At 62.0% G+C, this 23,984-nt stretch carries 22 protein-coding genes and 2 pseudogenes; 10 read left to right on the forward strand and 14 right to left on the reverse strand.

Going from position 1 to position 23,984, the window contains the following annotated elements; translation table 11 throughout:
• Nucleotides 1–86: 86 nt before the first annotated feature.
• The 9 genes from E0W60_RS25115 to E0W60_RS37605 all read right to left on the reverse strand — a co-directional run bounded on the left by E0W60_RS25115 (nucleotide 87) and on the right by E0W60_RS37605 (nucleotide 8,588).
• Complete coding sequence (locus E0W60_RS25115; RefSeq protein WP_135705947.1) at nucleotides 87–932, reverse strand: enoyl-CoA hydratase/isomerase family protein; 846 nt, start codon at nucleotides 930–932, stop codon at nucleotides 87–89.
• Nucleotides 929–2,164, reverse strand: coding sequence for a CaiB/BaiF CoA transferase family protein (locus tag E0W60_RS25120; protein WP_135705948.1), 1,236 nt, complete (start codon nucleotides 2,162–2,164; stop codon nucleotides 929–931). The genes E0W60_RS25115 and E0W60_RS25120 overlap by 4 nt, the downstream gene beginning before the upstream one ends.
• 59 nt (nucleotides 2,165–2,223) lie before the next feature.
• Nucleotides 2,224–3,192 (reverse strand): Bug family tripartite tricarboxylate transporter substrate binding protein, encoded by a 969-nt coding sequence (locus E0W60_RS25125; RefSeq protein ID WP_135705949.1) that lies wholly within the window; start codon nucleotides 3,190–3,192, stop codon nucleotides 2,224–2,226.
• A 66-nt stretch (nucleotides 3,193–3,258) separates the two neighbouring features.
• On the reverse strand, nucleotides 3,259–4,197 hold the full coding sequence (locus E0W60_RS25130; protein ID WP_135705950.1) for a LysR family transcriptional regulator: 939 nt from the start codon (nucleotides 4,195–4,197) through the stop codon (nucleotides 3,259–3,261).
• 277 nt (nucleotides 4,198–4,474) lie between these two features.
• Entirely contained in the window at nucleotides 4,475–5,020 is a 546-nt protein-coding gene (locus E0W60_RS25135; RefSeq protein ID WP_240745899.1) for a hypothetical protein, read from the reverse strand.
• On the reverse strand, nucleotides 5,017–5,658 hold the full coding sequence (locus E0W60_RS25140) for a hypothetical protein (protein WP_135705951.1): 642 nt from the start codon (nucleotides 5,656–5,658) through the stop codon (nucleotides 5,017–5,019). The genes E0W60_RS25135 and E0W60_RS25140 overlap by 4 nt, the downstream gene beginning before the upstream one ends.
• Nucleotides 5,655–6,215 (reverse strand): PAAR domain-containing protein, encoded by a 561-nt coding sequence (locus tag E0W60_RS25145; RefSeq protein WP_135705952.1) that lies wholly within the window; start codon nucleotides 6,213–6,215, stop codon nucleotides 5,655–5,657. Before E0W60_RS25145 ends, E0W60_RS25140 begins: the two co-directional genes overlap by 4 nt.
• Nucleotides 6,216–6,833: 618 nt before the next feature.
• Nucleotides 6,834–7,730, reverse strand: a complete 897-nt coding sequence (gene dapA, locus E0W60_RS25150) for a 4-hydroxy-tetrahydrodipicolinate synthase (protein ID WP_135705953.1) — start codon at nucleotides 7,728–7,730, stop codon at nucleotides 6,834–6,836.
• 654 nt (nucleotides 7,731–8,384) lie between these two features.
• Nucleotides 8,385–8,588 (reverse strand): hypothetical protein, encoded by a 204-nt coding sequence (locus tag E0W60_RS37605; protein ID WP_240745900.1) that lies wholly within the window; start codon nucleotides 8,586–8,588, stop codon nucleotides 8,385–8,387.
• 16 nt (nucleotides 8,589–8,604) lie between these two features.
• Between E0W60_RS37605 and E0W60_RS25160 the strand changes: the two are divergent.
• A pseudogene (locus E0W60_RS25160) lies at nucleotides 8,605–8,944 on the forward strand (D-serine ammonia-lyase); the annotation flags it as partial.
• Between the two features lie 49 nt (nucleotides 8,945–8,993).
• Here E0W60_RS25160 and E0W60_RS25165 read toward each other — a convergent pair.
• A pseudogene (locus E0W60_RS25165) lies at nucleotides 8,994–10,208 on the reverse strand (RNA-guided endonuclease InsQ/TnpB family protein).
• A gap of 22 nt (nucleotides 10,209–10,230) precedes the next feature.
• Here E0W60_RS25165 and E0W60_RS37375 point away from each other — a divergent pair.
• The 3 genes from E0W60_RS37375 (at nucleotide 10,231) to E0W60_RS38360 (ending at nucleotide 12,642) form a co-directional block, all read left to right on the forward strand.
• Complete coding sequence (locus tag E0W60_RS37375) at nucleotides 10,231–10,551, forward strand: hypothetical protein (RefSeq protein ID WP_205751638.1); 321 nt, start codon at nucleotides 10,231–10,233, stop codon at nucleotides 10,549–10,551.
• Between the two features lie 34 nt (nucleotides 10,552–10,585).
• Nucleotides 10,586–12,109 (forward strand): M81 family metallopeptidase, encoded by a 1,524-nt coding sequence (locus E0W60_RS25175; protein WP_135705954.1) that lies wholly within the window; start codon nucleotides 10,586–10,588, stop codon nucleotides 12,107–12,109.
• Nucleotides 12,110–12,426: 317 nt separating this feature from the next.
• Nucleotides 12,427–12,642: a SymE family type I addiction module toxin gene (locus E0W60_RS38360; protein WP_135705955.1), complete on the forward strand. Its 216-nt coding sequence runs from the start codon at nucleotides 12,427–12,429 to the stop codon at nucleotides 12,640–12,642.
• 126 nt (nucleotides 12,643–12,768) lie between these two features.
• On the opposite strand, the gene E0W60_RS25185 is transcribed toward E0W60_RS38360, so the two are convergent.
• Entirely contained in the window at nucleotides 12,769–13,671 is a 903-nt protein-coding gene (locus E0W60_RS25185; RefSeq protein WP_135705956.1) for a LysR family transcriptional regulator, read from the reverse strand.
• A 101-nt stretch (nucleotides 13,672–13,772) separates the two neighbouring features.
• Between E0W60_RS25185 and E0W60_RS25190 the strand changes: the two genes are divergently transcribed.
• Genes E0W60_RS25190 through E0W60_RS25200 form a run of 3 tightly spaced genes read left to right on the forward strand, consistent with a single transcriptional unit; the run spans nucleotide 13,773 to nucleotide 15,580 of the window.
• Nucleotides 13,773–14,204 (forward strand): DoxX family protein, encoded by a 432-nt coding sequence (locus E0W60_RS25190; RefSeq protein WP_135705957.1) that lies wholly within the window; start codon nucleotides 13,773–13,775, stop codon nucleotides 14,202–14,204.
• A 21-nt stretch (nucleotides 14,205–14,225) separates the two neighbouring features.
• Nucleotides 14,226–14,654, forward strand: a complete 429-nt coding sequence (locus E0W60_RS25195) for a nuclear transport factor 2 family protein (RefSeq protein WP_135705958.1) — start codon at nucleotides 14,226–14,228, stop codon at nucleotides 14,652–14,654.
• Nucleotides 14,654–15,580, forward strand: coding sequence for an NADP-dependent oxidoreductase (locus E0W60_RS25200; protein WP_135705959.1), 927 nt, complete (start codon nucleotides 14,654–14,656; stop codon nucleotides 15,578–15,580). The genes E0W60_RS25195 and E0W60_RS25200 overlap by 1 nt, the downstream gene beginning before the upstream one ends.
• 7 nt (nucleotides 15,581–15,587) lie before the next feature.
• On the opposite strand, the gene E0W60_RS25205 is transcribed toward E0W60_RS25200, so the two are convergent.
• On the reverse strand, nucleotides 15,588–16,481 hold the full coding sequence (locus tag E0W60_RS25205; RefSeq protein ID WP_135706312.1) for an AraC family transcriptional regulator: 894 nt from the start codon (nucleotides 16,479–16,481) through the stop codon (nucleotides 15,588–15,590).
• Between the two features lie 282 nt (nucleotides 16,482–16,763).
• Here E0W60_RS25205 and E0W60_RS25210 point away from each other — a divergent pair, with 282 nt between their 5' ends.
• Genes E0W60_RS25210 through E0W60_RS25220 form a run of 3 tightly spaced genes read left to right on the forward strand, consistent with a single transcriptional unit; the run spans nucleotide 16,764 to nucleotide 19,197 of the window.
• A complete protein-coding gene (locus tag E0W60_RS25210) occupies nucleotides 16,764–17,504 on the forward strand; it encodes an SDR family oxidoreductase (protein ID WP_167884598.1) in 741 nt (246 codons plus the stop codon).
• Between the two features lie 41 nt (nucleotides 17,505–17,545).
• The gene (locus E0W60_RS25215; protein WP_135705960.1) at nucleotides 17,546–18,307 is read left to right on the forward strand and encodes an SDR family NAD(P)-dependent oxidoreductase; all 762 of its coding nucleotides are present in this window, start codon (nucleotides 17,546–17,548) and stop codon (nucleotides 18,305–18,307) included.
• A gap of 41 nt (nucleotides 18,308–18,348) precedes the next feature.
• Nucleotides 18,349–19,197 carry an SDR family oxidoreductase gene (locus E0W60_RS25220; protein ID WP_135705961.1) on the forward strand — a complete coding sequence of 283 codons (849 nt, stop codon included), beginning with the start codon at nucleotides 18,349–18,351 and terminating at the stop codon, nucleotides 19,195–19,197.
• A 239-nt stretch (nucleotides 19,198–19,436) separates the two neighbouring features.
• Here the strand turns inward: E0W60_RS25220 and E0W60_RS25225 are convergent, their stop codons facing one another.
• Complete coding sequence (locus E0W60_RS25225) at nucleotides 19,437–20,624, reverse strand: ribonucleotide-diphosphate reductase subunit beta (protein ID WP_116318196.1); 1,188 nt, start codon at nucleotides 20,622–20,624, stop codon at nucleotides 19,437–19,439.
• A gap of 137 nt (nucleotides 20,625–20,761) precedes the next feature.
• Entirely contained in the window at nucleotides 20,762–23,698 is a 2,937-nt protein-coding gene (locus E0W60_RS25230) for a ribonucleoside-diphosphate reductase subunit alpha (protein ID WP_135705962.1), read from the reverse strand.
• Nucleotides 23,699–23,984: the final 286 nt, after the last annotated feature.

Genomic DNA, 23,984 nt, shown 5'->3' on the forward strand with positions numbered 1-23,984 from the left:
ATGCTTCCGAGGCGAGGAAGGCCGCTTGACGGTAAACGATAATGGCCCGGCGCGAACCATCATTCGCGCCGGGCCAGCCTGCACGTTTAACGCCCCTTCCACTCCGGCGGCCGCCGGCCTACAAACGCCTCCACCCCTTCGCGGAAGTCTTCGCTTCCGTAGCACAGGCGCACGAGATCATCGGTATCGGCCACCGCCTCCACGGTCTGCCGCCGCAAGGCCTCCTTGACGACCGTCTGCGTAACAGGCGCCAGCGCGGCAAGCCGGCTGCATAGCGCAGCGACCTCGCTCTCCAGCGACTCGGCAGCATAGACGCCTTCCAGGAATCCGCACGCCAACGCCGCATCGGCATCCAGGATCTGCGCCAGCAGCAGCATGCGCCGCACCGGCTGCAAGCCCCACGCCGCACGCAGCTTGGCAAGATTCATCGCCGACAGTGTGTTGCCGAGGGTCTTGGCGATCGGCACGCCGAAGCGGGCCTTGGGCGTCGCCACGCGGAAATCACAGGCGGTCGCGATGGCAAGCCCGCCGCCCACCGCCCAGCCCTCGATCACGGCAACGGTCGGCATCGGCAGCTGTTCGACCAGGCGGATGCCCTCGTCGATGCGCGCTTCGTAGGCCACCCCGTCATCGCCATTCGAGAATTGCCGGAACTGCGCGATATCAGTGCCCGCGACAAAGGCCTCCCCGCCCTCCCCGCGCAGCACCACCACGCGCACGCCCTCGCTGCCATCCGCCGCGAGCGCGCGGCAGTGCGTGGCGAGTTGCTCGTACATCGCCCACGTCATCGCGTTGCGCGCGGCCGGGCGGTCGAAGGTCAGCGTCGCGACCTGCCCCTGCACCGTGAGCCGGACTTGCCCGTCGCTGCCAGCACCGCCTTCACGCTGGCTCGCCCCGGATTGACCGCCTCCCGGCGGCTGCGCGGCGTTCATGCGCCGAACGCGCCGGCCGCGGCCAACGACTGCTGTTCGTCCTTCGACAGCCCCAGCTCGGCCAGGATTTCTTCCGTATGCTGGCCCAGCAGCGGCGGCGGCCGGCGTACCTGCTGCGGCGTGCCGCCCATCTTCACCGCGAAGCCGATATTGGGCACCTTGCCCTCGATCGGGTGATCGATCTCGATACGCATCTGGCGGTGACGGCCATGCTCGCTGTCGAAAGCTTGCGGGTAGGTCAGGATCGGCCCGGCAGGGATGCCGACTTCCAGCAGCTGTTCGATCCAGTAGTCGGCGCCCTGCCTGGCGAAGCTCTCTTCCAGTGCCGTGATCAGTGCCTGCCGGTTGGCCAGCCGCAGCGCCACGGTGGCAAAGCGCTCATCCGCCAGCAGGTCCTGCCGCTCGAGCGTGTTGCACAGAAGCTGCCACAGCTTCTGGTTGGTAGCCCCCATCACAAAGTAGCCGTCGGCGGCCTTCATCGCCTGGTAGGGCGCGCTCATGCGGTTGGCCGTGCCAAGCGGCTCGGGCTCGCGGCCCGTGCCCCAGTACTCGCAGGTGTCCCACACCGAGAACGCCAGCGCCGAGTCGAACAGCGACGCGTCGACATACTGCCCCTTCCCCGTCTCCTTGGCGCCGATATAGGCCGACAGCATGCCGTAGGTCGCGAACAGCGCGCAGCCGATATCGGCCACCGGCACGCCCGCCTTCACCGGCGCGCCGCCCGGGTAGCCGGTGACGCTCATCACGCCCGACATCGCCTGCGCCATCAGGTCGAAGCCCGGCCGGCCGGCCCACGGCCCGCTCTGGCCGAAGCCCGAGATGCTGCAGTAGACCAGCTTCGGATTGATCTTGCTGAGCGTCTCGTAGTCGATCCCCAGGCGCTTCATCACGCCGGGGCGGTAGTTCTCCACCAGGATGTCGGCCGATTCCGCCATGCGATAGAGCACCTCCCGGCCCGACTCGGTCTTCAGGTCCAGCGTGACACTGCGCTTGTTGCGGTTCATGTTGAGGAAGCCCATGCTGTCCGGGCCCTTCATCTTGAACCCCATCGCCCCGCGCGTCTGGTCACCGCCTTCTGGCGGTTCGACCTTGATGACGTCGGCGCCGAGGTCGGCCAGCAGCATGCACGCGTAGGGCCCGGCCATGACCTGGCTGACGTCGAGCACGCGCACGCCGGACAGCGGCAGTTTGGTGGCAGGCGCTTGCGCGCCGGAATCGGTGAAATCAGTCATCGGGTGCTTCCTGGGAAATTCGACAAGTCGGCGGATGTGGGCGCGGCGGCTCCGCGCCATCAGCTCTCGGCCTTCACGCCGGCGTCCTTCACGACCTTGGCCCACTTGGTAGACTCGGACGCGATGAAGGCGCTGAACTGCTGGTTCGTGCCGCCGGAGTCCTCGGCGCCAAAGCTCTTGAGGCGCTCGGCCACATCGGGCATCGCCAGCACGCGGTTGACGTCCGCGTTCATGCGCTGCACCAGCGCCGGCGGCATGCCCTTCGGCCCCACCAGGCCGTACCACGACGCAGCGTCCAGGCCGGGGAAGCCCGACTCCGCCAGCGTCGGCACATTGGGATGGCTGGCCGCGCGCTTGAGCCGGGTCTGCGCGATCGCGATCACCTTGCCTTGCTGGATAAAGGGCGTGGCGGCGGTCATCGTGTCGAACGCATAGTCGATCTGGCCGCCCATCAGGTCCGCCACCAGCGGGCCCGAGCCCTTGTACGGGACGTGCACCACGTCGATCCTGGCCTGCATCCGGAACATCTCCAGCGCCAGATGCTGCGCCGAACCGATGCCGGACGAACCGAAGGAGATCTTTCCGGGCTTCTGCCGGCACAGCGCCACGATGTCCGAAACGGTGCGCACCTTCTGTTCCGGACGGCAGGTCAGCATATTGGGCGTGACGCCCACCATCGAAATCGGGGTGAAATCAGCGCGGGGGTCGTACTTGACGTCCAGCAGCGCCGGGGCGATCGCATGGCTGTTGACGTGGGCCATCAGCAGCGTGGTGCCATCCGGCGGCTGCTTGGCCACATAGGCGGCGGCGATCGCGCCGGTCGCGCCGGGCTTGTTCTCCACCAGCACGCTGGTATTCCACATGACCCCGAGCTTCTGCCCGATCACGCGCGCCAGCACATCCGTGCCGCCACCGGGGGCAAACCCCACTACGATGCGCACCGGCCCTTGTACGTCAGCGGCGGCGCGCGCCAGGCCGGGCATCGCCAGTCCGGCCGCTGCGGCCAGGATGAATTGTCTGCGCTGCATTGCGTGTCTCCGTAGTACTAATCGTTATGGAGCCATCTTCCGCAATGCGCGCGCCAAGGGCTATCGCTATTTTGGGGATTCTGGTTTCGCGTTTTGCGCAAGCACTTCCAGGACGCTGAGCGCGGCGGAGGAAAGTGCGCCATGGGGCCGGTGGCAGAGCACGAACTGGCGTCGCGCCCAATCTTCCGCGATCGGCAAACGCACGAAGCGGCTACCGCCTGCCACCTCGCGCGCAATCGCCTCCGGCATCACGCCGCCGCCCAGGTTCTGGGCCACCAGTGCGGCGATGCTGTCGAAGCCGCCGACGCGCATCCGCATATGGAGCACGCGGCCGGCTTCCTCGGCCAGACGTTCAAGGCCGATGGAGATGGCCGAGCTTTCGCCGAGGACGATCAGGTCGCAGTCGAGCACGTCTTCCGAGGTGACCTGCTTGCGCTTGGCCAGCGCGTGGCCGCGCGCCACCACCAGCACCAGCTTGTCGGTCCGGTAGAGCGCGGTCGGCAGGTCCACGACGCCCAGGCTGCCTTCGTAGATGCCAATGTCCACGGTGCCGCGGCGCAGGGATTGCTGGACTTCCAGGCTGTTCATTTCCTGGAGGTCGATGCGGACGCCGGGGCAGTCGGTGGCGCAGCGCTGGATGTCGAAGGGGAGGAACTGGATGACTGCTGACTTTGGGGCGGCAACGCGTACCACGCCCAGGTCGCCGCCGACGAAGGAGGCGGCGTCGTCCTGCATGCGCTGGACGGTGTGGGTGATGCCGCGGGCGTGGGCTAACAGTGCGCGGCCGGCTTCAGTGCAAGCCATCCCATGGGGAAGGCGCTCGAACAGCGAGACGCCTAGTTGGGCTTCCAGTTCGAGGATGCGGCGGGAGGCGGCGGCGGGAGCCAGATGGAGGCGTTCGGCGCCGCGGGTGATGCTGCCCAGGTCGGCGACGGCAATGAAGAGCTGGACAGTGGTCAGGTCGAAATGCAGCCGAGGAAGGCGAGAGGAGGCGGAGGACGTCACGATGGTCGCATCTGCTGCGTCGTTGCGGAAGAAAGGCTGCCGGGCTGGGGTTGGGCCCTTCGAAAAAAGAGCCGTGGCGGCCCGATTTTCCACCGCTCAAGCGATCTCGGCAATTGCAGATTCCCATGCAACCCTCGAACGAGTATTTGGGCGGGACCGGGGCAGCCGCTGATGATTGATGCGCTTCGCGGCTAGGCCGGACTGTAATCGTTGTGTCGTCCCGCCATCCTCCTTACATCTAAGCTTGTTGTCTGAAGCGATGGAAGCTAAGTCCGCATCAAAAGCGCTCTGCGCCATCGAATGCATTGAACTTCTTCACGTCTGCCACCTTGTAGAACAGTTTCAGTGCGGAGCCTTTCGAGGGTGGAATTCGGCCTACAAAGGCCGATCTCACAAAAGCCGCACTGCCGTTGCCGTTGCTTTCCATCAGGCACACATATTGAAGTCCACGCTGGCGCAACAATGCAAAAGCTGCAAGGCCCGGTTCCTCAACTCTTGCTGGCCGGAATTTGCCGACCGCAACCGCTCGCATGATGTAGCCACGATGTGTACCTACGAAGATATAATCCTTGAGTCCGCGCTTGCTGGTCGCATAGCCAATCCGAAGCCTGTTTCTGTCGCTGGCAGGTATAAATAGCCGATGGCCGGGTACCGTTACATCATCAATCAGATGCGCCTCCCCTTCAATTGGGACAATAGAAACCGAAGCGTCAGTCGATTTGTCAAATAGCAGGCAACTATCGATGACCGCCTCCGGCACCAGTTCGGCATGTGCAGAAACTGAAAGTGCGACAAGCAAAGCCAGAATGGTGGGCCGTATCATCTGTACTCCTTCGCACGGGTGACTGTCACCCAATCCCGGCCATAACGCCAGAAGATGGTGCCGCCTACGCCTGCGGTGGATTCATAGACCCAGGTGTAGCGTCCAACCTCCTCCCGCACAGTCTTCACCTGTCCGCCTACCTTCTTCTTGACTGTTTTGTACAGAATTTTCGTCTTCCCTGAGTCGCTGATTCCGTAAATATTGTGAACAGGATCCGTGATATGGATTCCGGACTTTACTTTCGCGTGATGCTTGTAGTTAGACTTTATGTCTGCTCCATCCCAAAAATACGCGCCATTCGAGAAGTCTACGCCTCCTGAGAAAGCATTTCGTGCGGCCTTGACTGCATCGGACATAGGCGGGCTCTTTTCAATGTCTTTCTCCGTGGCCTTCATTAACTTAGCGTAGCGCGCGTTGCCGTCTGCTCTCACAAATGAAAAATTCTTGTCCTTCGATGTAAAGGCATCGATGGTGGAATAGCCCCTGGCTTTCATCTGACGGACCATCACACTTGCCAGTGCGGCCATTTCTTCGTACAGGTCCCTTGTTGACGACTCGCCATAGGCGATAGCTGCCAACAGACGCTCCTCAGAAGACAGAGCTGAACTTGCCGACGCCGATCTTGATACTTCTGTCATGCTCGTGTTTCCTTTGCCTTGTCCAGCCACATGACGATTTCCATGGACACGCCACCGCGCACCGTCGGGGTTGCTCCGCTGCCAAACGGGGTATCCTGGCTAATCCGCTGCCCCTCAACAAATAGGTCATAGCGATAACCTTCCTCCCCCGCGCCGGTCTCGGCATCAACAAGCTCGTAGTATTGCTCAATGATTTGCGTATCGTGACTTGCCGATACTACGCTGGAGCTTGGCCCCGATGAGAGTGGCGGCGCATAGTGCCCCATCCGGTTTACTTCTATGGTGAAATTGGTCTGGGAGTGGATGACTATCGGGTTGGTCGGGCACTTGCAATAGACGCGCGCGCCGCTCACCAATATTTGTTTCCCACGCAGATCAAAGGCAGGGTAACAGTCGTTCATCACAGGCCCGCCAGCCTTGCAGGCCAGACAGGTTGCATAGTCGCCTTCGACACCCACCTTCACACCGTGATGGAACATGCTCTCGCCGGTGGCGATGAGTACACCGTTTGCGTTGGTCTTGTCCCCATCTAGCAGAGCATAGCGAATATCAGGCATTACAACTCCTTATGGCGGTGTTGGCGTAAAAGACGTCGTCTTTTTTGGGTTGGTAGCGGACCAAAATACATAGGTCCGGCGTAGTGTGGGGATGTGTCCGCAAGGGTGGGCCGCTGTGGACAGCGCTACGCAAGGTTTAGCATTCCTTAGAGGGAAAAGGATGAGCGAATCGGACCAACATTCAACGACCCAATTCGACACAGCCATGCTTCCACTAGGGGCGCCCGCCCCGCCATAGGACGGTTCCGAATCTGAATGAAATGAATTCGTATCAGAATTTAGGTTGCACAAGCACAGCGCGCAGGTGTCGGTGCCACCATCAGGGTGTCACTTGGCGGCAAGCAAGGCCGCTTCCTGTTGCTTCGATCGAAGCAGATGCCTTGAGTACGGCTGCAATTGCGTCGTTTCCGCGTGAAAGGCTCGTTGGAGAATTCTGGCCTTCGTCGGATGAGGTGCGGGTCGATGGCGGTGCCGATGTCGCAAGATGGCGGGAGTCAATGGCTAAGGAAGCGCCGTCGATTGAGCACGGCGGCCATAGTCCAGTGTTGCGCCGAATATCTCCGGGCTGCGCTTATGAAGGCATACGGGCGACCGTACGCCCACATCTAACCTGCTCAGTTACAACGCATTCGCGTGTACCGCGTCCAAGGCATCACAAACAATTGCCAATTGCTCGGCGAGCGCTGTTGAAGCCGGCATCATTGGCAAACGCAGTTCCTCAGACAGCAAGCCTTGCCTGGCCAGTAATGCCTTGACCGGTCCAGGGTTAGGTTCTGCAAACATCAGCCGAATCAGCGGCATCAGGGCATGGAAAAGCTCGCGGGCAACGCTCAGGCGCTGGTCATCCACAGCGCGCCACAGCTCCGAAAAGAGATCAGGCCGAATGTGCGCTGACGCAACGATCGCGCCCTGCCCGCCCATGCATAGCGTGGCAAGCAGTTGGTGATCCTCTCCCGCGAGAACTGCCAGGCGGCCATCGGCGATTAACGCTTGCGTGGTTTCAGCATTGCCGCCGCAGTCCTTGATTCCTCGAATATTGCCGTGGCTTGCCAACGAGAGCAGCGTTTCGGCGCTCAGCGTCACACCGGTTCGGTAGGGGATGTCATAAAGCACCAAGGGTGCCCGAGATCTGTCGGCCAGCTCGCGAAAATACCCCTTCAATCCTTCCTGCGACGGTCTTATGTAGTACGGTGCAGGCGCCAGCACCCCCGCCAGCGGACGTTCGCCAATCCTGTCCAGACGGCCAAGCACATGCCGGAGATTGTTGCCAGCCAGGCCCATCATGACCGGCAACTCCCCGACCTCGGCCAGCACGGTATCCAGCACCGCCAACTGTTCCGCCTCATCGAGCGCGGCGGCTTCGCCGGTGCTGCCGCACACCACCAATCCCGCCAGGCCGCTGCAGCGGTAATAGGCCACTAGCCGCCGCAGCGCGACGTGATCAACCTCATGGTTGCGAAAAGGGGTGACCAGGGGTAGCCAGATACCACGATAGAGATATTCCACTTCTTGCATTGCATGCTCCGGATCGACCGATTCGGAAACCGCACAGGCAAGCGACGGAGCAAGATGCGCTCAAGACAGTAAGGGGGATTGGCAGACCGTCTTTTAGATTGATGCTGTTCCGTCGCTCAACTGACGGAACAGCGCGCTCCGGTCAGATGAGCGACTGTTTTTTGAATTTGGCGCGCGCGCCCCACTGCGGCTGGTTCGCAGTGAGATCAAGAGAGAGGGAGGCGGGGCGGCGGCTCATGGTTGCGTCAATCTATCCGCTTCTCCGCAATCTCGTCAAGCCTGGCTTGGAAGGGCTCTCCTCCAAGGGGCTATCGAATCAACGCCCCCAACCCGGCTCTTCGCGGTACGGCATCCAGCGAAAACAACTCCATTCGCGCAGCATCAAAGCGCGCACACTCGGCCTTAAGCCACGTAGAGAAAATGGTCGTGCGCCGATCCTCAGGATTACGAGAATGCAGCATGTAGCGCGCCGGCGCGCGTACGTGCTTGCCGAAGACATTCACCAGCCGTCCGCTCCTGATCTCGTCATAGACCAGGGCCGTGCGCCCCATCGCCACCCCCTTGGTGGTTCAGCGCCGCGCTGATGGCAAGGCTCGACAGATTGAATTGCGGCCCCTCCAGCTGCGCAATCCATGCCGGATGAAAGGCCTCAAGCTACGTCCGCCATTCCACGAACTCGGCTGCGCCGACCCATGGAGATGCGTCATGCAGCAACACGACGCCGTCGAGCGAAGCGCCATCAGATAACCCAGAATGCCGGGCGAGGTACTCGGGCGTGGCCACAGGAATCAGGTACTCATCCAGCAAAACGTCAGCGTGCAACTGTCTGTAGCGGACGGGGTCGTAGCGAACTGCCACGTCAATGTCTTCCGCGTCCGAAGCCGGCCGCGTCGTGGATGCCGCGCATCCGCTCTTCGTCTATCTGCCCTGCGGTGTCGGCGGCGCACCGGGTGGTATCACTTACGGTCTCAAGGCACTGTTCGGCGAACATGTGCACTGCTTCTTCGCCGAGCCCGTGGCCTCGCCGTGCGTACTGGTGCAGTTGGCCTCAGGTGCGCAAGCTCCCGTATCCGTCTACCACATCGGCCTGGAATAACCGGACCGACGCCGATGGCCTCGCCGTCGGCCAGGCATCGCATCTGGTCAGCCCGTTGATGGGTTCCCAACTCGCCGGCGTGTTCACCGTCCCCGACGTTGACATCCTCCTCTCCCTCGACCTTCGGTCGCCGCTTGTCGGCGGAATGGAAGGGGATTCCTACGGCGCTACGCGGTGAGCTGCGCAGCCACTTCGGTGGGTTCCTGTTTCGCAGAGCGGCCTAACTGCACCGGCTCTCCACAGAGCTGCAACGCGGTGTCCCCGCGCCAAAACGTTGATCGCGCCGACCACGTCGGCGTTTTCCTCGAAACCGCATTCGATGCAGGCGAACCGAGCTTGCGTAAGCCTGTTGTCCGCGCTTACGCAACCGCACGCCGGACACGTCCGGCTCGTGTTCTCGGGCGGCACTGCGACAAGCCAGCCGCCGTTCCATACCAGCTTGTATTCCAACTGGCGGCGGAATTCGAACCAGCCCTGATCCAGAATCGCTTTGTTCAGGCCGGACTTGGCCCGAATGTTCTTGCCCGGCTTCTCGGCACTGCCCGCTGCCGACCTGGACATGCTCCTCACCTGCAAGTCCTCGATACACACCATCGCGTGGTTTTGGCTGATCGTGGTCGTGGCTTTGTGCAGGTAATCGCGGCGGGCATTGCCGATGCGGGCGAGAATGCGCTGGACGCGGGCTTTCGCCTTCTTCCAGTTGCTGCTGAATTTCTGTTTGCGGCTCATCGTCCGCTGCGCTCGGCCCAGCCGAGCTTCGTGCCGCTTGAAACTATTGAGCGGTGCAAGGTAGCTGCCGTCGCTGAGTGTCGCAAAGCGTGTCACGCCAACATCGATGCCGACGGCGCTGGTGCCCTGAGGCACGGGCTGCTCGACCTCACGTTGCGTCTGGATCGAGACGAACCACTTGCCCGCGCTCATGGATACTGTAGCGTTGCGCACCTCGCCCTGCACATTCCGGCTGTTGCGGTAGTGCAGCCATCCAAGTTTGGGCAGGAAGATACGACTGTTGGCCTGATCCAGCTTGATCTGTTTCGGGTCCGGGTAGCGGAAGCTGTCGCGTTGCCCCTTCTTCTTGAAGCGCGGGAACGCGGCCCGTTTGGCGAAGAAGTTCTTGTAGGCTCGCTCCAGTCCTTGAGCGCATGCAGCGGATGAACGGGAGAGTCCTTGAGCCACGGTGTCTCCGGCCCGTTGCGCCATCCCGTCAGGTGCTTTGCCATGGCGACATAGCCGATGAAGTTGCCGCCGGCCTCGTAGTTTCCCTTCTGCAACGCCAGCGCCTTGTTGTAGACGAATCGGCACGATCCGGAAAAGCGGCGCATGTCGCGCTGCTGTTCGCCGGTCGGCTTCAGTTCGTATTTGAAGGCTTGAAGTCGTTGCATCGGCCCATTATAAAGTTGGCCAATGAGAGAGAAATCGCATTCGGCACGGCAGGCATTGCGTCTTTCTGATGCGCGTGCATTTGATCTAGAAGACGCCACACTAACCGCTGAAATGGACGCCTGTGGCGTCCGCGCTATCCTTCCTCGCCCTGAAGGACGAGGTTTGACGCGCATTCCGATCAACAGCCTGGCGAACCTTGGCGGCTTCGTCAGCCCGCACCTGATCGGCTGGATCCGCGACACGTACCACAGCACCGCGCCTGCCATCTTCATCATCGCCGCCGCGCTTGTCTCCAGCGCCCTGATCGCCCTAAGCTTTGATCCAAAGAAGGTCAATCGCTGATCGCGCGCAACACATACCTCCCGGAGGCATTCCCGTGACTTCAGACCAATTGCCCGTCCGCCTGGCCGTTGCCGGACTCCTCCACGAGACCAACACGTACGCCGCCGAGTTCGCGGGCATGACGCCGCTGCGCGCGTTCGAGCAGTATCGGGGCAACGAAATCCTGGCGGCGTTCGACAAATCGAATCATCAGGTGGGCGGCTTTATCGAAGGCGCGCGCAGGACCGGCGCCACGCTCATTCCCACCTATGTCGGGCAGGCGACGCCCTCGGGCACGATCGAAGCCGGCGCGTATGCCGCCATGAAGCAAGACATCCTCGAAGGCATTCGCGCTGCGCTGCCGGTTGACGGCGTGCTGCTGGCCCTGCATGGCGCCGGTGTCGCCGACGGCACTGAAGACGTCGAAGGCGACCTGGCGCTTGCCGTTCGTGCGCTGGTCGGGCCGGGTGTCCCGATTGCCGCGGTCTACGATTTGCACGGCAACATGACGGACGCGATGCGCGACGCTTGCGACCTGACGTTGCCGTGCAAGCTGTATCCGCATACCGACTTCCATGACCGGGCCGTCGAAGCCGTCGAGCTGCTGCTTGAGATGATTCGGGGCGGGCTCACACCGGTCACCGCAATGCGACGCCTGCCGATGCTGCCGTACATCGTGACGACACAAGACGGGTTCATCCCAGCGGAAGTCAACGACGTTTGCCGGAAGCTGGCCGCACAGCCCGGCGTCATCGACTGCTCGTGGTTCCATGGTTTCCCCTACGCGGATATCGCGGCCCCCTGCCCGGCGGTCGTGTGCACCACAAGCGGAGACGCCGCGCTTGCGCAGCGTTGCGTCGACGAAGTCGCGCAATGGACCTGGTCGCATCGCGAGGCGTTCCGTCCGACATTTCCGGCCCCCGCACAGGGCGTCGCCCTTGCCCTGTCGGCGGCAGAGGGGCCTGTCGTTGTCAACGAGTACGCAGACAACCCGGGCGGCGGCACACCCGGAGACGGCACGCATCTGCTTCGCGCGTTACTGGACGCCAATCCGCCCGCCGGCGCGTGCTGTTTCGCGTCGATCAATGATGCTGCCGTGGTTGCACAAGCACAGCGCGCGGGTGTCGGCGTCACGATCAGGGTCTCACTGGGTGGCAAGCAAGGCCGCTTCCAGGGCGCGCCCATTGAGGCCGATGCCTATGTGAAATGCATCACGGACGGGCGCTTCGTGAATCGCCCTGGATCGATGTTCGAAGGTGTTCGCTTCGACCTGGGGGTGATGTGTCGCCTCATCATCAACGGTGTCGATGTCATCGTGGCTTCGCGTGCCGAGCAGATCTTTGATGTCGAGCCGTTTGTGCTGCATGGGCTGGATGTCACTGGGTACAAGCTCGTTGCGATCAAGGGGGCCAACCACTTCCGTGCTGGATATCGGACGGTGGCTAAGCAGATCATTTCTGTCGACAGTGAGGGCTTGAGTACAGCTGCGATTGCGTCGTTTCCGCGTGAAAGGCTCGCTGGGGCGTTTTGGCCCTTGTCGGATGAGGTGCGCTTCGATGGCGGTGCCGATGTCGCATGACGGAAGCGAGACTACGTCATCAAACGAGTTGGGTGCCCCGTGCGCAATCGCGGCGGCCGCAGCGGCTATCCCGATGAACAGGCCCACGCGCGTGGGGAGCATGTGCCCAGCCTCCTTCGCGTAATTCTTCCGAGGGATCTTTGACGTCTTGGCCTCCTAGCCGATCGCCGGGCCATCGTGGTGCCTGACGTGCCCTTATAGGAGATTGCCAGCGGCAACGGTCATGCGTAGCCTATTTCATCGTCAAGTGATGAACACACTCTCGCAGCGGCCTTACCGCACCCGGACAGCTTGCGGTCATCCTCTCAGGAGCCGCCATGAAAATCAAATCCACTGGCACGCACGTACGGACTATCAAGATTAGTCGGACTCAATTCCCGGCTGTTCCAAGTAACAGCAATAACTTCACTGGTCTGCGGACGATCCCTTGGATTCGCTTGCGAGGTCTTTGGTTGGAGCGGGCTGGATTCAGCGTCGGCCAATCCCTGAAGGTTAGAGTTCAGCATAAGCGGATAGTTATTTGGGTGGAGTAACGTAGACAGTCAATCCGGTGGGCGCCGGCGACGGCACCTACCGACCCATCTTGGTCCGTCATGTCGTTACTGCGTCTGGCTGGCAACGGATGACTAGGAGACATAGCCTCCCCGCAGTGATGCTCGTTAGTGGGTGTCGCCTGCGTCTCTGAGGCGCTTGAGAAACCACCTTCCAGCAGGCCCGGGCGGTGTGTCCTTCCTAAAGACTGCAAACATGGCGATGGGCGGCGTATGTGGCTGGAACGCTTCGAGTCGCAGGGGCACTAGCTTGCCGCTGTCCAGGTCATCCTGAACCATTGCCACCGGCATATGGCCCCATCCAAAGCCAGCGCGCAAGAATGCGTGCTTGGCTCCTAGATCGGCAAGGCGCCATATCTGTGGAGAGAAAACGCCGAAAGTGGTGCCCTCTGTGAGGGTCGTGCGGTCCGTCAGCACGAGTTGGACGTGCTCCTTGAGATCCACCGGCCCTAGGATCCGATTCGTTGATGCCAGGGGATGGGACGAGGCAGAGACCGTAATCATTGGCACATCCAGCAATTTCTCGGCATCGAGAATTTCTGGGACCGATGGCATCGAGCCGCTGATTCCGAGCCGGCATGTCTGGGCGAGTACCGGCTGCATGACAGCACCCAGCGCTTCGACGTAAAGGCGTAATGGTGTGTGCGGAAACTCGCTTCGAAATGCACCGACGGCGTCTGTCAGTGATGTCATTGGATACATGACGTCCACCACGACAGAGAGCTCGGGCTCGAGTCCGTCGGAAATTGTCCGCGCCTTCGCCTTAAACCCGTCCATGCCACCCACCACCAGCCGCGCCTGCGCAAGTAAGGCCGATCCTTCGTCCGTCAGCTTTGGATAACGGCCCGCCCGATCGAAGAGCTGCACGCCGATCTGACTCTCTAAGTTGGCCAGCGTATGGCTGACCACGGATTGCGCTCGCCGGAGTTTGCGGCCTGCGGCGGAGAAACTGCCTTCGTCGGCGGCAGCGATGAAGGTGCGAAGCTGGTCCAGCGAGACGGCATCGAGCATATATCTATAGAGTAGATGGATTGCATCTAGAAATATAGGCTACCTTGATGGTTGTCAAGTCTCTAATCTTCGTTCATCCACTCTTTGAAAGGATGAACACTATGAACTCGAACCTGAACACCTCGCTGAACGAAAACTCCGCCATCCCCGCCGTTGGCCGCACCCTCATCGCGGTCATCTTTTTCATCAGCGGCTTCGGCAAGCTGATGGCACCTGGCGCAACGATGGCCTATATCGGATCGCTGGGTCTGCCCGCGCCAGCGCTCGGACTGATTGGCGCACTGGTGCTGGAACTGGCGAGCGCCGCACTCCTGGTCATTGGCTACAAGACGCGCGTGGTGGCTCTCCTGCTTGCTGCCTACGCTGTCGTGACCGCGCTGATCTTTCACCACGCGCTCGCTGACCAGAATCAGATGTTCCATTTCCTGAAAAACCTGGCGATGGCCGGTGGTCTCCTGCAGGTAGTGGCGTTCGGCCCCGGCGCCTTCAGTCTGGACAACCGTCGCGCGCCGGCCAAGCGCGTTGCCGCCTGACACATCGCAGGAGAAGACATCATGAGCATTGCCACAACGCTTCTGGAGCAACATCTCCAGTTCCTAGTCGACAAGCCGGAGCAATGGCAGGAACTAATCGCCGACAGCATCGTCTGGGATCTGCCGTACGCACCCAGCCTGGGTCATCCGCTGAAACTCGAAGGACGTGAATCTGTGCTGCGGCATGCGAGCTGGTTCGTGGGGGCGGTCAGGAACTTTCGCTTCTCCGATGCCATCGTGACTGCGACGGACGATCCGCAGCAGGCGATTGCTCGGGTGCGTGGGGAGGGCCTGATCGCGGCGACCGGCCGTACCTACCGCCAGGAGTATGTCGTGTTTCTGACAGCCCGCGACGGTCGCATCGTGCATCTGCGCGAGTATTTCGACCCGGTTCAGGCAGCCCTTGCCCTTGACGCGCCTGTAGTGGGCGTCGCCTCCAGGAGCATCTGATGAAAGCCATCCAAGTAACTGGCTACGGCAGCCCCAGCGGCATGACGCTGGTCGAGGCGGACGACCCCGTACCGGGCGACAACGAAGTCTTGATCGACATTGCCGCGGCATCGGTGAATCCGATTGACTGGAAGATCGTCAGTGGCGCCATGCGGGCGTTTATTCCACTGCCGTTGCCTTTCACCCCTGGGGTTGATGCTGCAGGGACCGTCATCGCCGTGGGGCGCAACGTCACAAGACTGAAGCCGGGCGATGAAGTGATGGGATTCATCGGGATTGTCGGGGCTTTCGCCACGCGCGCCGTCGTGGAGGCCACCCGCCTGGCGCGCAAGCCTGCGTCCTTGGCTTTCGCGGAAGCCGCGGCGATTCCCGCTGCAACGCTGACGGCATGGCAGGCGCTCCACGAGCATGGGGGCTTGCATGCCGGGCAGTCGGTCCTAATCCACGGGGCCGCAGGCGGCGTAGGCACTGCGGCCGTGCAGCTTGCCAAGTTGGCCGGCGCCCACGTCATCGGCACCGGTTCAGCCCAGAGCCGCGAATATGTAGCAAGCCTCGGCGCCGATGCCTTTATTGACTACCGCACCGAGGATTTCGCCGCGCGGGTCTCGGGATTGGACCTCGTCCTCGACCTGATTGGCGGTGAAACTCAGGAGCGTTCATGGTCGGTGCTGAAGCCGGGCGGCACCCTGGTGTCGACGGTGGCAAGGCCCGACGCAGCTCGAGCCAAAGGAACGCAGGCGACCGGCAGACATTTCGCTACGCGTAGCGACGCGCCCCAGCTCGAGAAACTGGCTACGCTCCATGCATCGGGCGATCTGCGTACCCAGATCGATTCGGTCTTTGTGCTCTCAGACGTTAGCCAGGCGCTCGACCACAGCAAGGGCGGCCACGTGAAAGGCAAGGTCGTTGTGGCCGTGGCCCAGTAGAGTGCGCCTAGGCGCCAAAGCGAACCGCCGGTGACAGGGTGAAAGACTCGCGCATGTCGCGTGCCTCCTCAACCGGCGTTCGCCCGAAAAGCCGCTTGAACTCCCTGCTGAACTGCGAAGTACTCTCGTAGCCGACGCGTCCCGATGCTGCCGCAGCCGTGACGCCGTCGCGAATCATCATCAGGCGCGCTTGATGAAGGCGGGTGGACTTGATGTACTGGATTGGCGACGTCTGGGTCACCGTGCGGAAGTTGGCGTGAAACGCTGGCACGCTCATGCCGGCCTCTTCAGCCAGGCATGAGACATTCAGGGGCGCCGCATAATCCGCATGGATACGCTTCAGCGCTCTCGCGACGCGGCCGAAGCGCCCGTGGTGAGCGAGAGCGGCACGCATCGCGCCTCCCTGTGCCCCCGTCAACACGCGGTAGCAGATTTCCCGCACCAGGCCCGGACCCAGGATCCGGGCATCCATCGGCACGGTCAATGCCTCCAGCAACCTGACGGTTGTACCGGCCAGATTCTCGTCCAGCTCCGTAGACACCATGCCGTTGGGCGGCTCTTCAGGCAGATCTCCTGCTGCACCGATCTGCGTGATCAGTTCGCTGAGTTCGAGGAGGTCCAGACGGATGGACACCGCCAGCATGGGTTCCTCTGGCGAAGCCTGGGTTTCCGTGGAAAACGGCAGCGGTACCGACAGTACAAGATAGTGCTGCGCGTCGTAGACATAGACCTCATTGCCCAGAAAGCCAAGCTTGCGGCCCTGGCACACGATCACGATGCTTGGCTCGTACAGCACCGGTGTGCGCCCAAGGGGCCGATCCGAACGCATCAGCCGCACGCTGTCGAGCGTCGACTGCGTGTAGCCCTCGTTGGGCGCCAGTTTCTCGATCAAACGAATCATCTTGACGGAAGCGGGGGAGCGGACCTTGGACACAAAGCCTCCTGTTGTTTGCCTGCAGCGCCATTCTAGCCGCGTCTTGCACACCGTACCAGCCGGATCAATAGGAATAGGCAATAACGGCATCGGTCCGTGTATTCGCCTGCAGGCAGGTCATCCCTATCATTCATTCACCGGCCGACGAACCATACCGCTTCATTGAAGGCCGAAACGTGACTGCAGAGCGCGCCGCATCAAGCGCTGAACCCTGCGGTCAGATCCGAACCAACAATAGGAGTATGCAACATGGCAATCGCCACCAACGAATCGAAAGTTATTCTGATCACCGGCGCCAGCAGCGGCATCGGCGAGGGCGCCGCTCGCCTGCTCGCCGCGCAAGGACACCGGCTCGTGATCGGTGCACGCCGGACCGACCGGCTCGCCGAGTTGGCGGCATCGATCGAAGCCTCCGGCGGCGTGGTTCGTTACCGCGAGCTCGACGTGACGTCGGCCGATGACGTGGCGGCATTCGCCCGCTTCGCGCTCGATGCCTTCGGCCGCATCGACGTCCTCATCAATAACGCGGGCGTGATGCCGCTTTCGCCCCTCAACGCCCTGAAGGTCAGCGAATGGAACCGGATGATCGACGTGAACATTCGTGGGGTGCTGCATGGCATTGCCGCCGTGCTGCCGACGATGGAGGCGCAAGGGCTCGGCCAGATCATCAATATTTCCTCGATTGGTGGACTCTCCGTGTCGCCCACTGCCGCGGTCTACTGCGCGACCAAGTTCGCCGTGCGTGCCATCTCCGACGGGCTGCGCCAGGAGACCGACAAGATCCGCGTGACGGTGATCTGCCCCGGCGTCGTGGAGTCCGAGCTGGCCGATTCGATCTCTGACGACACCGCGCGTAGCGCGATGCAGGAGTTCCGTCGCATCGCCATTACGCCCGACGCCATCGCTCGCGCCATTGCATACGCGGTGGAGCAGCCCGCCGAAGTCGACGTCAGCGAGATCGTCGTACGGCCCACCGCCAGCCCGTTCTGATCCAGGCAGCACGCGGAACCCAAATCAATCAGGAGAACATCATGACATCACGAAACACGGCAGGCGGCGCCTTTGCAGGCAAGGTCGCCATCGTTACCGGTGCAGCCAGTGGCATCGGCCTGGCCACGACCGAACTGCTTCACGCCGAAGGCGCGAATGTGATTGCCGTTGGCCGCAGCAGCAACGTGGAAGCACTGGCGCGACCTGGCATCGTTCCCATCGTCGCCGACGTGGCGCGCGAGGAAAGTGCCGTACAGGCCGTTGCCACGGCAATCGACCGGTTTGGCAAGCTCGACATCCTCGTCAACAACGCGGCGGTCATCATCAACAAGCCACTGGTGGACATGTCGCTGGAAGACTGGAATGGCATTCAGGCCGTCAATGCCACGGGCGCTTTCCTATTCTCGCGGGAAGCCATGCGCGCCATGCTGCCGGCAAAGACAGGCGCCATCGTCAACGTGGGGTCCTACGCCTGCTATCAGGCTTTTCCGTTGATTGCGGCCTATGCGGCGTCGAAGGGCGCGCTGGCGCAGTTGACGCGGGCCCTTTCGCTGGAAGCCATCGAACACGGCATTCGCGTCAATGCGGTGGGCTCCGGCGATGTCATTACCAACATTACCAACCACATCCATGCCGACGGCCAGGCGTTCCTCGCAGAGCATGGCAAGAAGGCACCGATCCGCCGCGCGGCACAGCCCAAGGAAATCGCCGAGGTAATCGCCTTCCTCGCATCGGAAAAGGCCAGCTTTATCGTCGGCGCCGTGGTCATGGCCGACGGTGGCATGAGCGTGGCCCTGCCTTGATCAACGTCTTGACCGCATATTTATCTGAAGGAATTTGCATCATGAAACAAGCATCCCGTACATGGTTCATCACAGGCGCGTCGAAGGGCGTCGGTCAGAAACTCGTTGCCCACCTGCTGGAGCAAGGCCACCGGGTAGCGGCAACGTCCCGCATAGCCGCATCGCTGACGGAGACATTTGGTGGCGCATCCGACCGCTTTCTACCTTTGGAAGTTGACCTGACCAGCGACCGCAGTGTCCAGGCGGCCGTCGAGAAGACAGTGCAATGGTTCGGCGTGATCGACGTGGTCGTCAACAATGCCGGCTATGCCCAGCAAGGCACGGTCGAGGCACTGTCCGACGACGAACTGCGCGGCAATTTCGAGGTCAACTTCTTCGCACCGATGGCTGTACTGCGCCATGCGCTGCCGCAGCTTCGTCGCCAGCGCAGCGGGCACATCATCAACATCTCCTCCATCGTGGGCTACCAGGGCGGGTATGCGGGCTGGGGCAGCTACGTCGCGAGCAAGTTCGCACTGTCAGGCTTGACGGAATCCCTGGCGGCGGAAGTCGCGGAACTGGGTATCCGAGCCACTGTGGTCTATCCGGGGCCTGTGCGCACGGACTTTCTGTCGAACGGTGCGCTCGCAGTGGCCAAGCGACAGATCGACGACTACTCGGAGGCCAAGGCTTCGCTGGACCTGCATCTCGACACTCTACATGGCCATCAGGCCGGCGATCCTGACAAGCTCGCCCTGCTGATCATGCAGGCCGCTGCGGTCGAATCGGCGCCGTTGCATCTGTTCGCCGGCAAGATCGCCAATGAACTTGCGGCTGCGAAAGCTAACGCTGTTGCAAAGGATCTCGACACCTGGAGGGGCTCGTCCGAGGCTACCGACTTTGCAGACTGATCGATAGTGAGGGGGTCCCGGCTTTGCCGGGACTCTTTTCCTATAAGGCCTACGACACAACGTGGGCTTTGAGAATGTATCCACTCAGGCCCCATAATGGCAGCTTTGGCCAAGATGGGACATTCGAAGAGCGTAGGGATATGTCTCAAACTGGCCGATTGCAGCCACCTTTTGTCTTGGTAGGTCCATAAAAAATGGGAGCCATCAGCTCCCATTTCTCATCATCAAAGCAAAAAAACTCAATCCCAGCTCAACGCCCCACCCGTCTGATACTCAATGACGCGCGTCTCGAAGAAGTTGCGTTCCTTCTTCAGATCAATCATCTCGCTCATCCACGGGAACGGGTTCTCCTCGTTCGGGAACAGCTGATCAAGACCAATTTGCTGGCAACGACGATTGCAGATAAACCGCAGATACGACTTGAACATCGGCGCATTCAAACCAAGCACCCCACGCGGCATCGTGTCTTCCGCATAGCGATACTCCAGATCCACCGCCTTCTTGAACAGTTCGGTGATCTCGGCCTTGAACTCCGCCGTCCAAAGATGCGGATTCTCCAGCTTGATCTGATTAATCAGGTCGATACCAAAATTGCAGTGCAGCGACTCATCCCGCAGGATGTACTGATACTGCTCCGCCGCCCCAGTCATCTTGTTCTGCCGCCCCATCGCCAGGATCTGCGTGAAGCCCACATAAAAGAACAGCCCTTCCATGATGCAGGCGAACACGATCAGCGACTTCAGCAGCTTCTGGTCGTTTTCCGGCGTGCCGGTCTTGAACGACGGGTCGGTCAGCGTGTCGATGAACGGGATCAGGAACTCGTCCTTGTCGCGGATCGACTGCACTTCGTGGTACGCGTTGAAGATCTCGGCTTCGTTCAGGCCCAGCGATTCAACGATGTACTGGTAGGCGTGCGTGTGGATGGCCTCTTCAAAGGCCTGGCGCAGCAGGTACTGGCGGCATTCCGGCGCGGTGATCTGGCGGTAGGTGCCCAGCACGATGTTGTTGGCGGCCAGCGAGTCGGCAGTGACGAAGAAGCCGAGGTTGCGCTTGATGATGCGGCGCTCGTCCTCGGTCAGGCCGTTGGGGTCTTTCCACGTGGCGATGTCGCGGGACATGTTGATTTCCTGCGGCATCCAGTGGTTGGCGCAGCCGGCCAGGTACTTTTCCCACGCCCACTTGTACTTGAACGGGACGAGCTGGTTGACGTCGGTCGAGCCGTTGATCACGCGCTTGTCGGCGGCGTTGACGCGGCGGTTGCTTTGCGCGGCGGCGGCGTTGGGGTTGTTGCCCAGGATGCCGGCTTGCGTGGCGCTCGACGGCAGGACGCCTTGCTGGTCAGCGGTGGCAGCCGATGCAGCGGGTTGCAGGGCAGGCTGCGGTGCGGCCTGCGGGGTGGCTTGAACGTCGTCGTCCCAGCTCAGCATGATGTGGTTCTCCGTGATTCGGTTTGGGGGCGGCGGTTTCAGTGTTTTTGACTTTGCACTTCGTGGTGGCGCCGGCCCTCTCCCCCGGCCCCTCTCCCGCTTGCGGGAGAGGGGAGGAACCGAGGGCTAGGTAAGACTTACTGGCAGGCTTCGCACTCTTCGAAGCCGGGGTCGCCCGGGCGCATCGTGCAGACCGCGCCTTCGGCTTCCGGCATGGCCGGGGCCGAGGCGGCCGCTGCGTCCAGGGCCGAGCCGCTGTCGCTGCCCGACGACACCGCGTTCAGCGAGCCGCGCGACACGGTGGACTTCTCCACGTGCGTGGCAGCCATGGTGCGCAGGTAGTACGTGGTCTTCAGGCCGCGCACCCATGCCAGCTTGTAGGTGTCGTCCAGCTTCTTGCCCGACGCGCCGGCCATGTAGATGTTCAGCGACTGGGCCTGGTCGATCCACTTCTGGCGGCGGCTGGCGGCTTCCACCAGCCAGGTCGGCTCGACTTCAAACGCGGTGGCGTAGATGTCGCGCAGGTCTTGCGGAATGCGGTCGATGCGCGACAGCGAGCCGTCGAAGTACTTCAGGTCGGCAACCATCACCTCGTCCCACAGGCCGCGTTCCTTCAGGTCGCGCACCAGGTAGTCATTGACCACGGTGAACTCGCCCGACAGGTTGGACTTGACGTACAGGTTCTGGAAGGTCGGCTCGATGCAAGCGGACACGCCGATGATGTTCGAAATGGTCGCGGTCGGGGCGATCGCGATGCAGTTCGAGTTGCGCATGCCGTGCTGCTTGATGCGGGCGCGCAGGCTGTCCCAGTCCATGGTGCTGGACAGGTCCACTTCCAGGTAGCCGCCGCGCTCTTCGGCCAGCAGCTTGAGCGAATCTTGCGGCAGGATGCCACGGTCCCACAGCGAGCCTTCGTAGGTGCTGTAGCGGCCGCGCTCTTCGGCCAGCTCGGTCGAAGCCTGGTAGGCGTAGTAGCACACCGCTTCCATCGAGGTGTCGGCGAACTGCACCGCGGCCTTGCTTGCGTACGGCGTGCGCAGCACGTGCAGGCAGTCCTGGAAGCCCATGATGCCCATGCCGACCGGACGATGGCGCAGGTTGGAATTGCGCGCCTTGTCGACAGCGTAGTAGTTGATGTCGATGACGTTATCCAGCATCCGCATGGCGGTGCGGATGGTCTTCTGCAGCTTGGCGTGGTCGAGCGCGTACGAGCCGTCGGCCTGCCTGGCCAGGTGGGCCACCAGGTTGACCGAGCCCAGGTTGCAGACGGCGATTTCGCTGTCGTTGGTGTTCAGCGTGATTTCCGTGCACAGGTTGGAGCTGTGGACGACGCCGACGTGCTGCTGCGGGCTGCGGATGTTGCAAGGATCCTTGAAGGTGATCCACGGGTGGCCGGTCTCGAACAGCATGCCCAGCATCTTGCGCCACAGTTGCAGCGCGGGCAGCTTCTTGAACAGCTTCAGTTCGCCGCTGGCGGCCTTGGCTTCATAGCCCAGGTAGGCCTTTTCGAATTCCTTTCCGACCTTGTCGTGCAGGTCCGGGCAGGTGGCGGGCGAGAACAGGGTCCACTCGCCGCCTTCCATCACGCGCTTCATGAACAGGTCCGGGATCCAGTTGGCCGTGTTCATGTCGTGGGTGCGGCGGCGGTCGTCGCCGGTGTTCTTGCGCAGCTCCAGGAATTCTTCGATGTCCAGGTGCCACGTTTCCAGGTAAGCGCAGACGGCGCCCTTGCGCTTGCCGCCCTGGTTCACGGCCACGGCGGTGTCGTTCACCACCTTCAGGAACGGGACCACGCCCTGCGACTTGCCGTTGGTGCCCTTGATGTGCGAGCCCAGTGCGCGCACGTTGGTCCAGTCATTGCCCAGGCCGCCGGCGAACTTGGACAGCAGCGCGTTTTCCTTCAGCGCTTCGTAGATGCCTTCCAGGTCGTCCGACACGGTGGTCAGGTAGCACGACGACAGCTGCGAGCGGCGGGTGCCGGAGTTGAACAGGGTCGGCGTGGACGACATGAAGTCGAACGACGACAGCAGCTGGTAGAACTCGATGGCGCGCGCTTCGCGGTCCTTCTCGTTCAGCGCCAGGCCCATGGCCACGCGCATGAAGAAGGCCTGCGGCATTTCGATGCGGGTTTCATCGATATGCAGGAAGTAGCGGTCGTACAGGGTCTGCAGGCCCAGGTAGTTGAACTGGAAGTCGCGGCCGGCGTCGAGCGCGGCGCCCAGGCGGGCCAGGTCATAGGTGGCCAGCTTTTCGTCCAGCAGCTCGGCTTCGATGCCGCGGGCGATGAACTTGGGGAAGTACTCGACGTAGCGGGCCGACATCTCCGTCTGGGTCACTTCGGCGCCCAGGATTTCCTTGCGGATGGTGTGCAGCAGGATACGGGCGGTGACCTGGCTGTAGTTGGGGTCCTTTTCGATCAGGGTACGCGCAGCCAGGATGGCGGAGTCGTACACCTGCGTCATCGGCACGCCTTCGTACAGGTTCTTCAGGGTTTCCTTCAGGATCGGCTCGGCGCTGACCGCATCGCCCAAACCGGAGCAGGCGTTGTCGATCAGGGCGTGCAGCGCGACGATGTCCAGCGGCTTGGCCACGCCGGCGTCTGTCACATTGATCTGGATGCCGGACTGCTGCACGCGGGCCACGGCCTGGGCGCTGGCGCTGGCGCGCTCCTGGGCGCGCTTCTCGCGGTACAGCACGTAGGCGCGGGCCACTTCATGCTCGCCCGAGCGCATCAGGGCCAGCTCGACGTGGTCCTGCACGTCTTCGATATGGATGGCGCCACCGCTCGGGCGGCTACGCACCAGCGCGCGCACCACGCTGTCGGTCAGTTGCTCGACGATCTCGCGCACGCGCGCGGAAGCTGCGCCCTGCCCGCCGTTGACGGCGAGGAAGGCCTTGGTCATGGCGACGTTGATCTTGGACGGCTCGAACGCCACCACGGCGCCGTTGCGACGGATGATCTTGTGATCCGGGTAGCTGGTGGAAGCGGCGCTGGAGGTCTGTGCGTTGGGTGCCTGGCTGGCAACGCCGGCGGCGGCGCCACCCGTGGTGAGTTCGTTCTGGGCCGTTTGCATGTGAAGTCCTGTTTTTACCCTGGATTTAAGAGACAAAAGAGTCCCTGGCGAAATGCGGCGGAAAGAAGGATCCGTTTCGGTGTGACCGCGCACGGACAAACTGCCTTTGCGTGAACATTTCGCCAGGGACTCTTTGTGATTCGCTAGCTTTGCGGAGGTTTCCGGACGGGTTGCACTCGCTGTGCAACCGGCACCTCACACTTGGGCCAGCTCCCCGGTTTGACTACTAGATATAGTGGGTACTGCTGAAAACTTGGCTAAGTATAGTGAAACGAATCCGAATGAC

Source organism: Cupriavidus oxalaticus (assembly GCF_004768545.1).
In the GTDB taxonomy this organism is placed as follows: Bacteria; Pseudomonadota; Gammaproteobacteria; order Burkholderiales; family Burkholderiaceae; genus Cupriavidus; species Cupriavidus oxalaticus_A.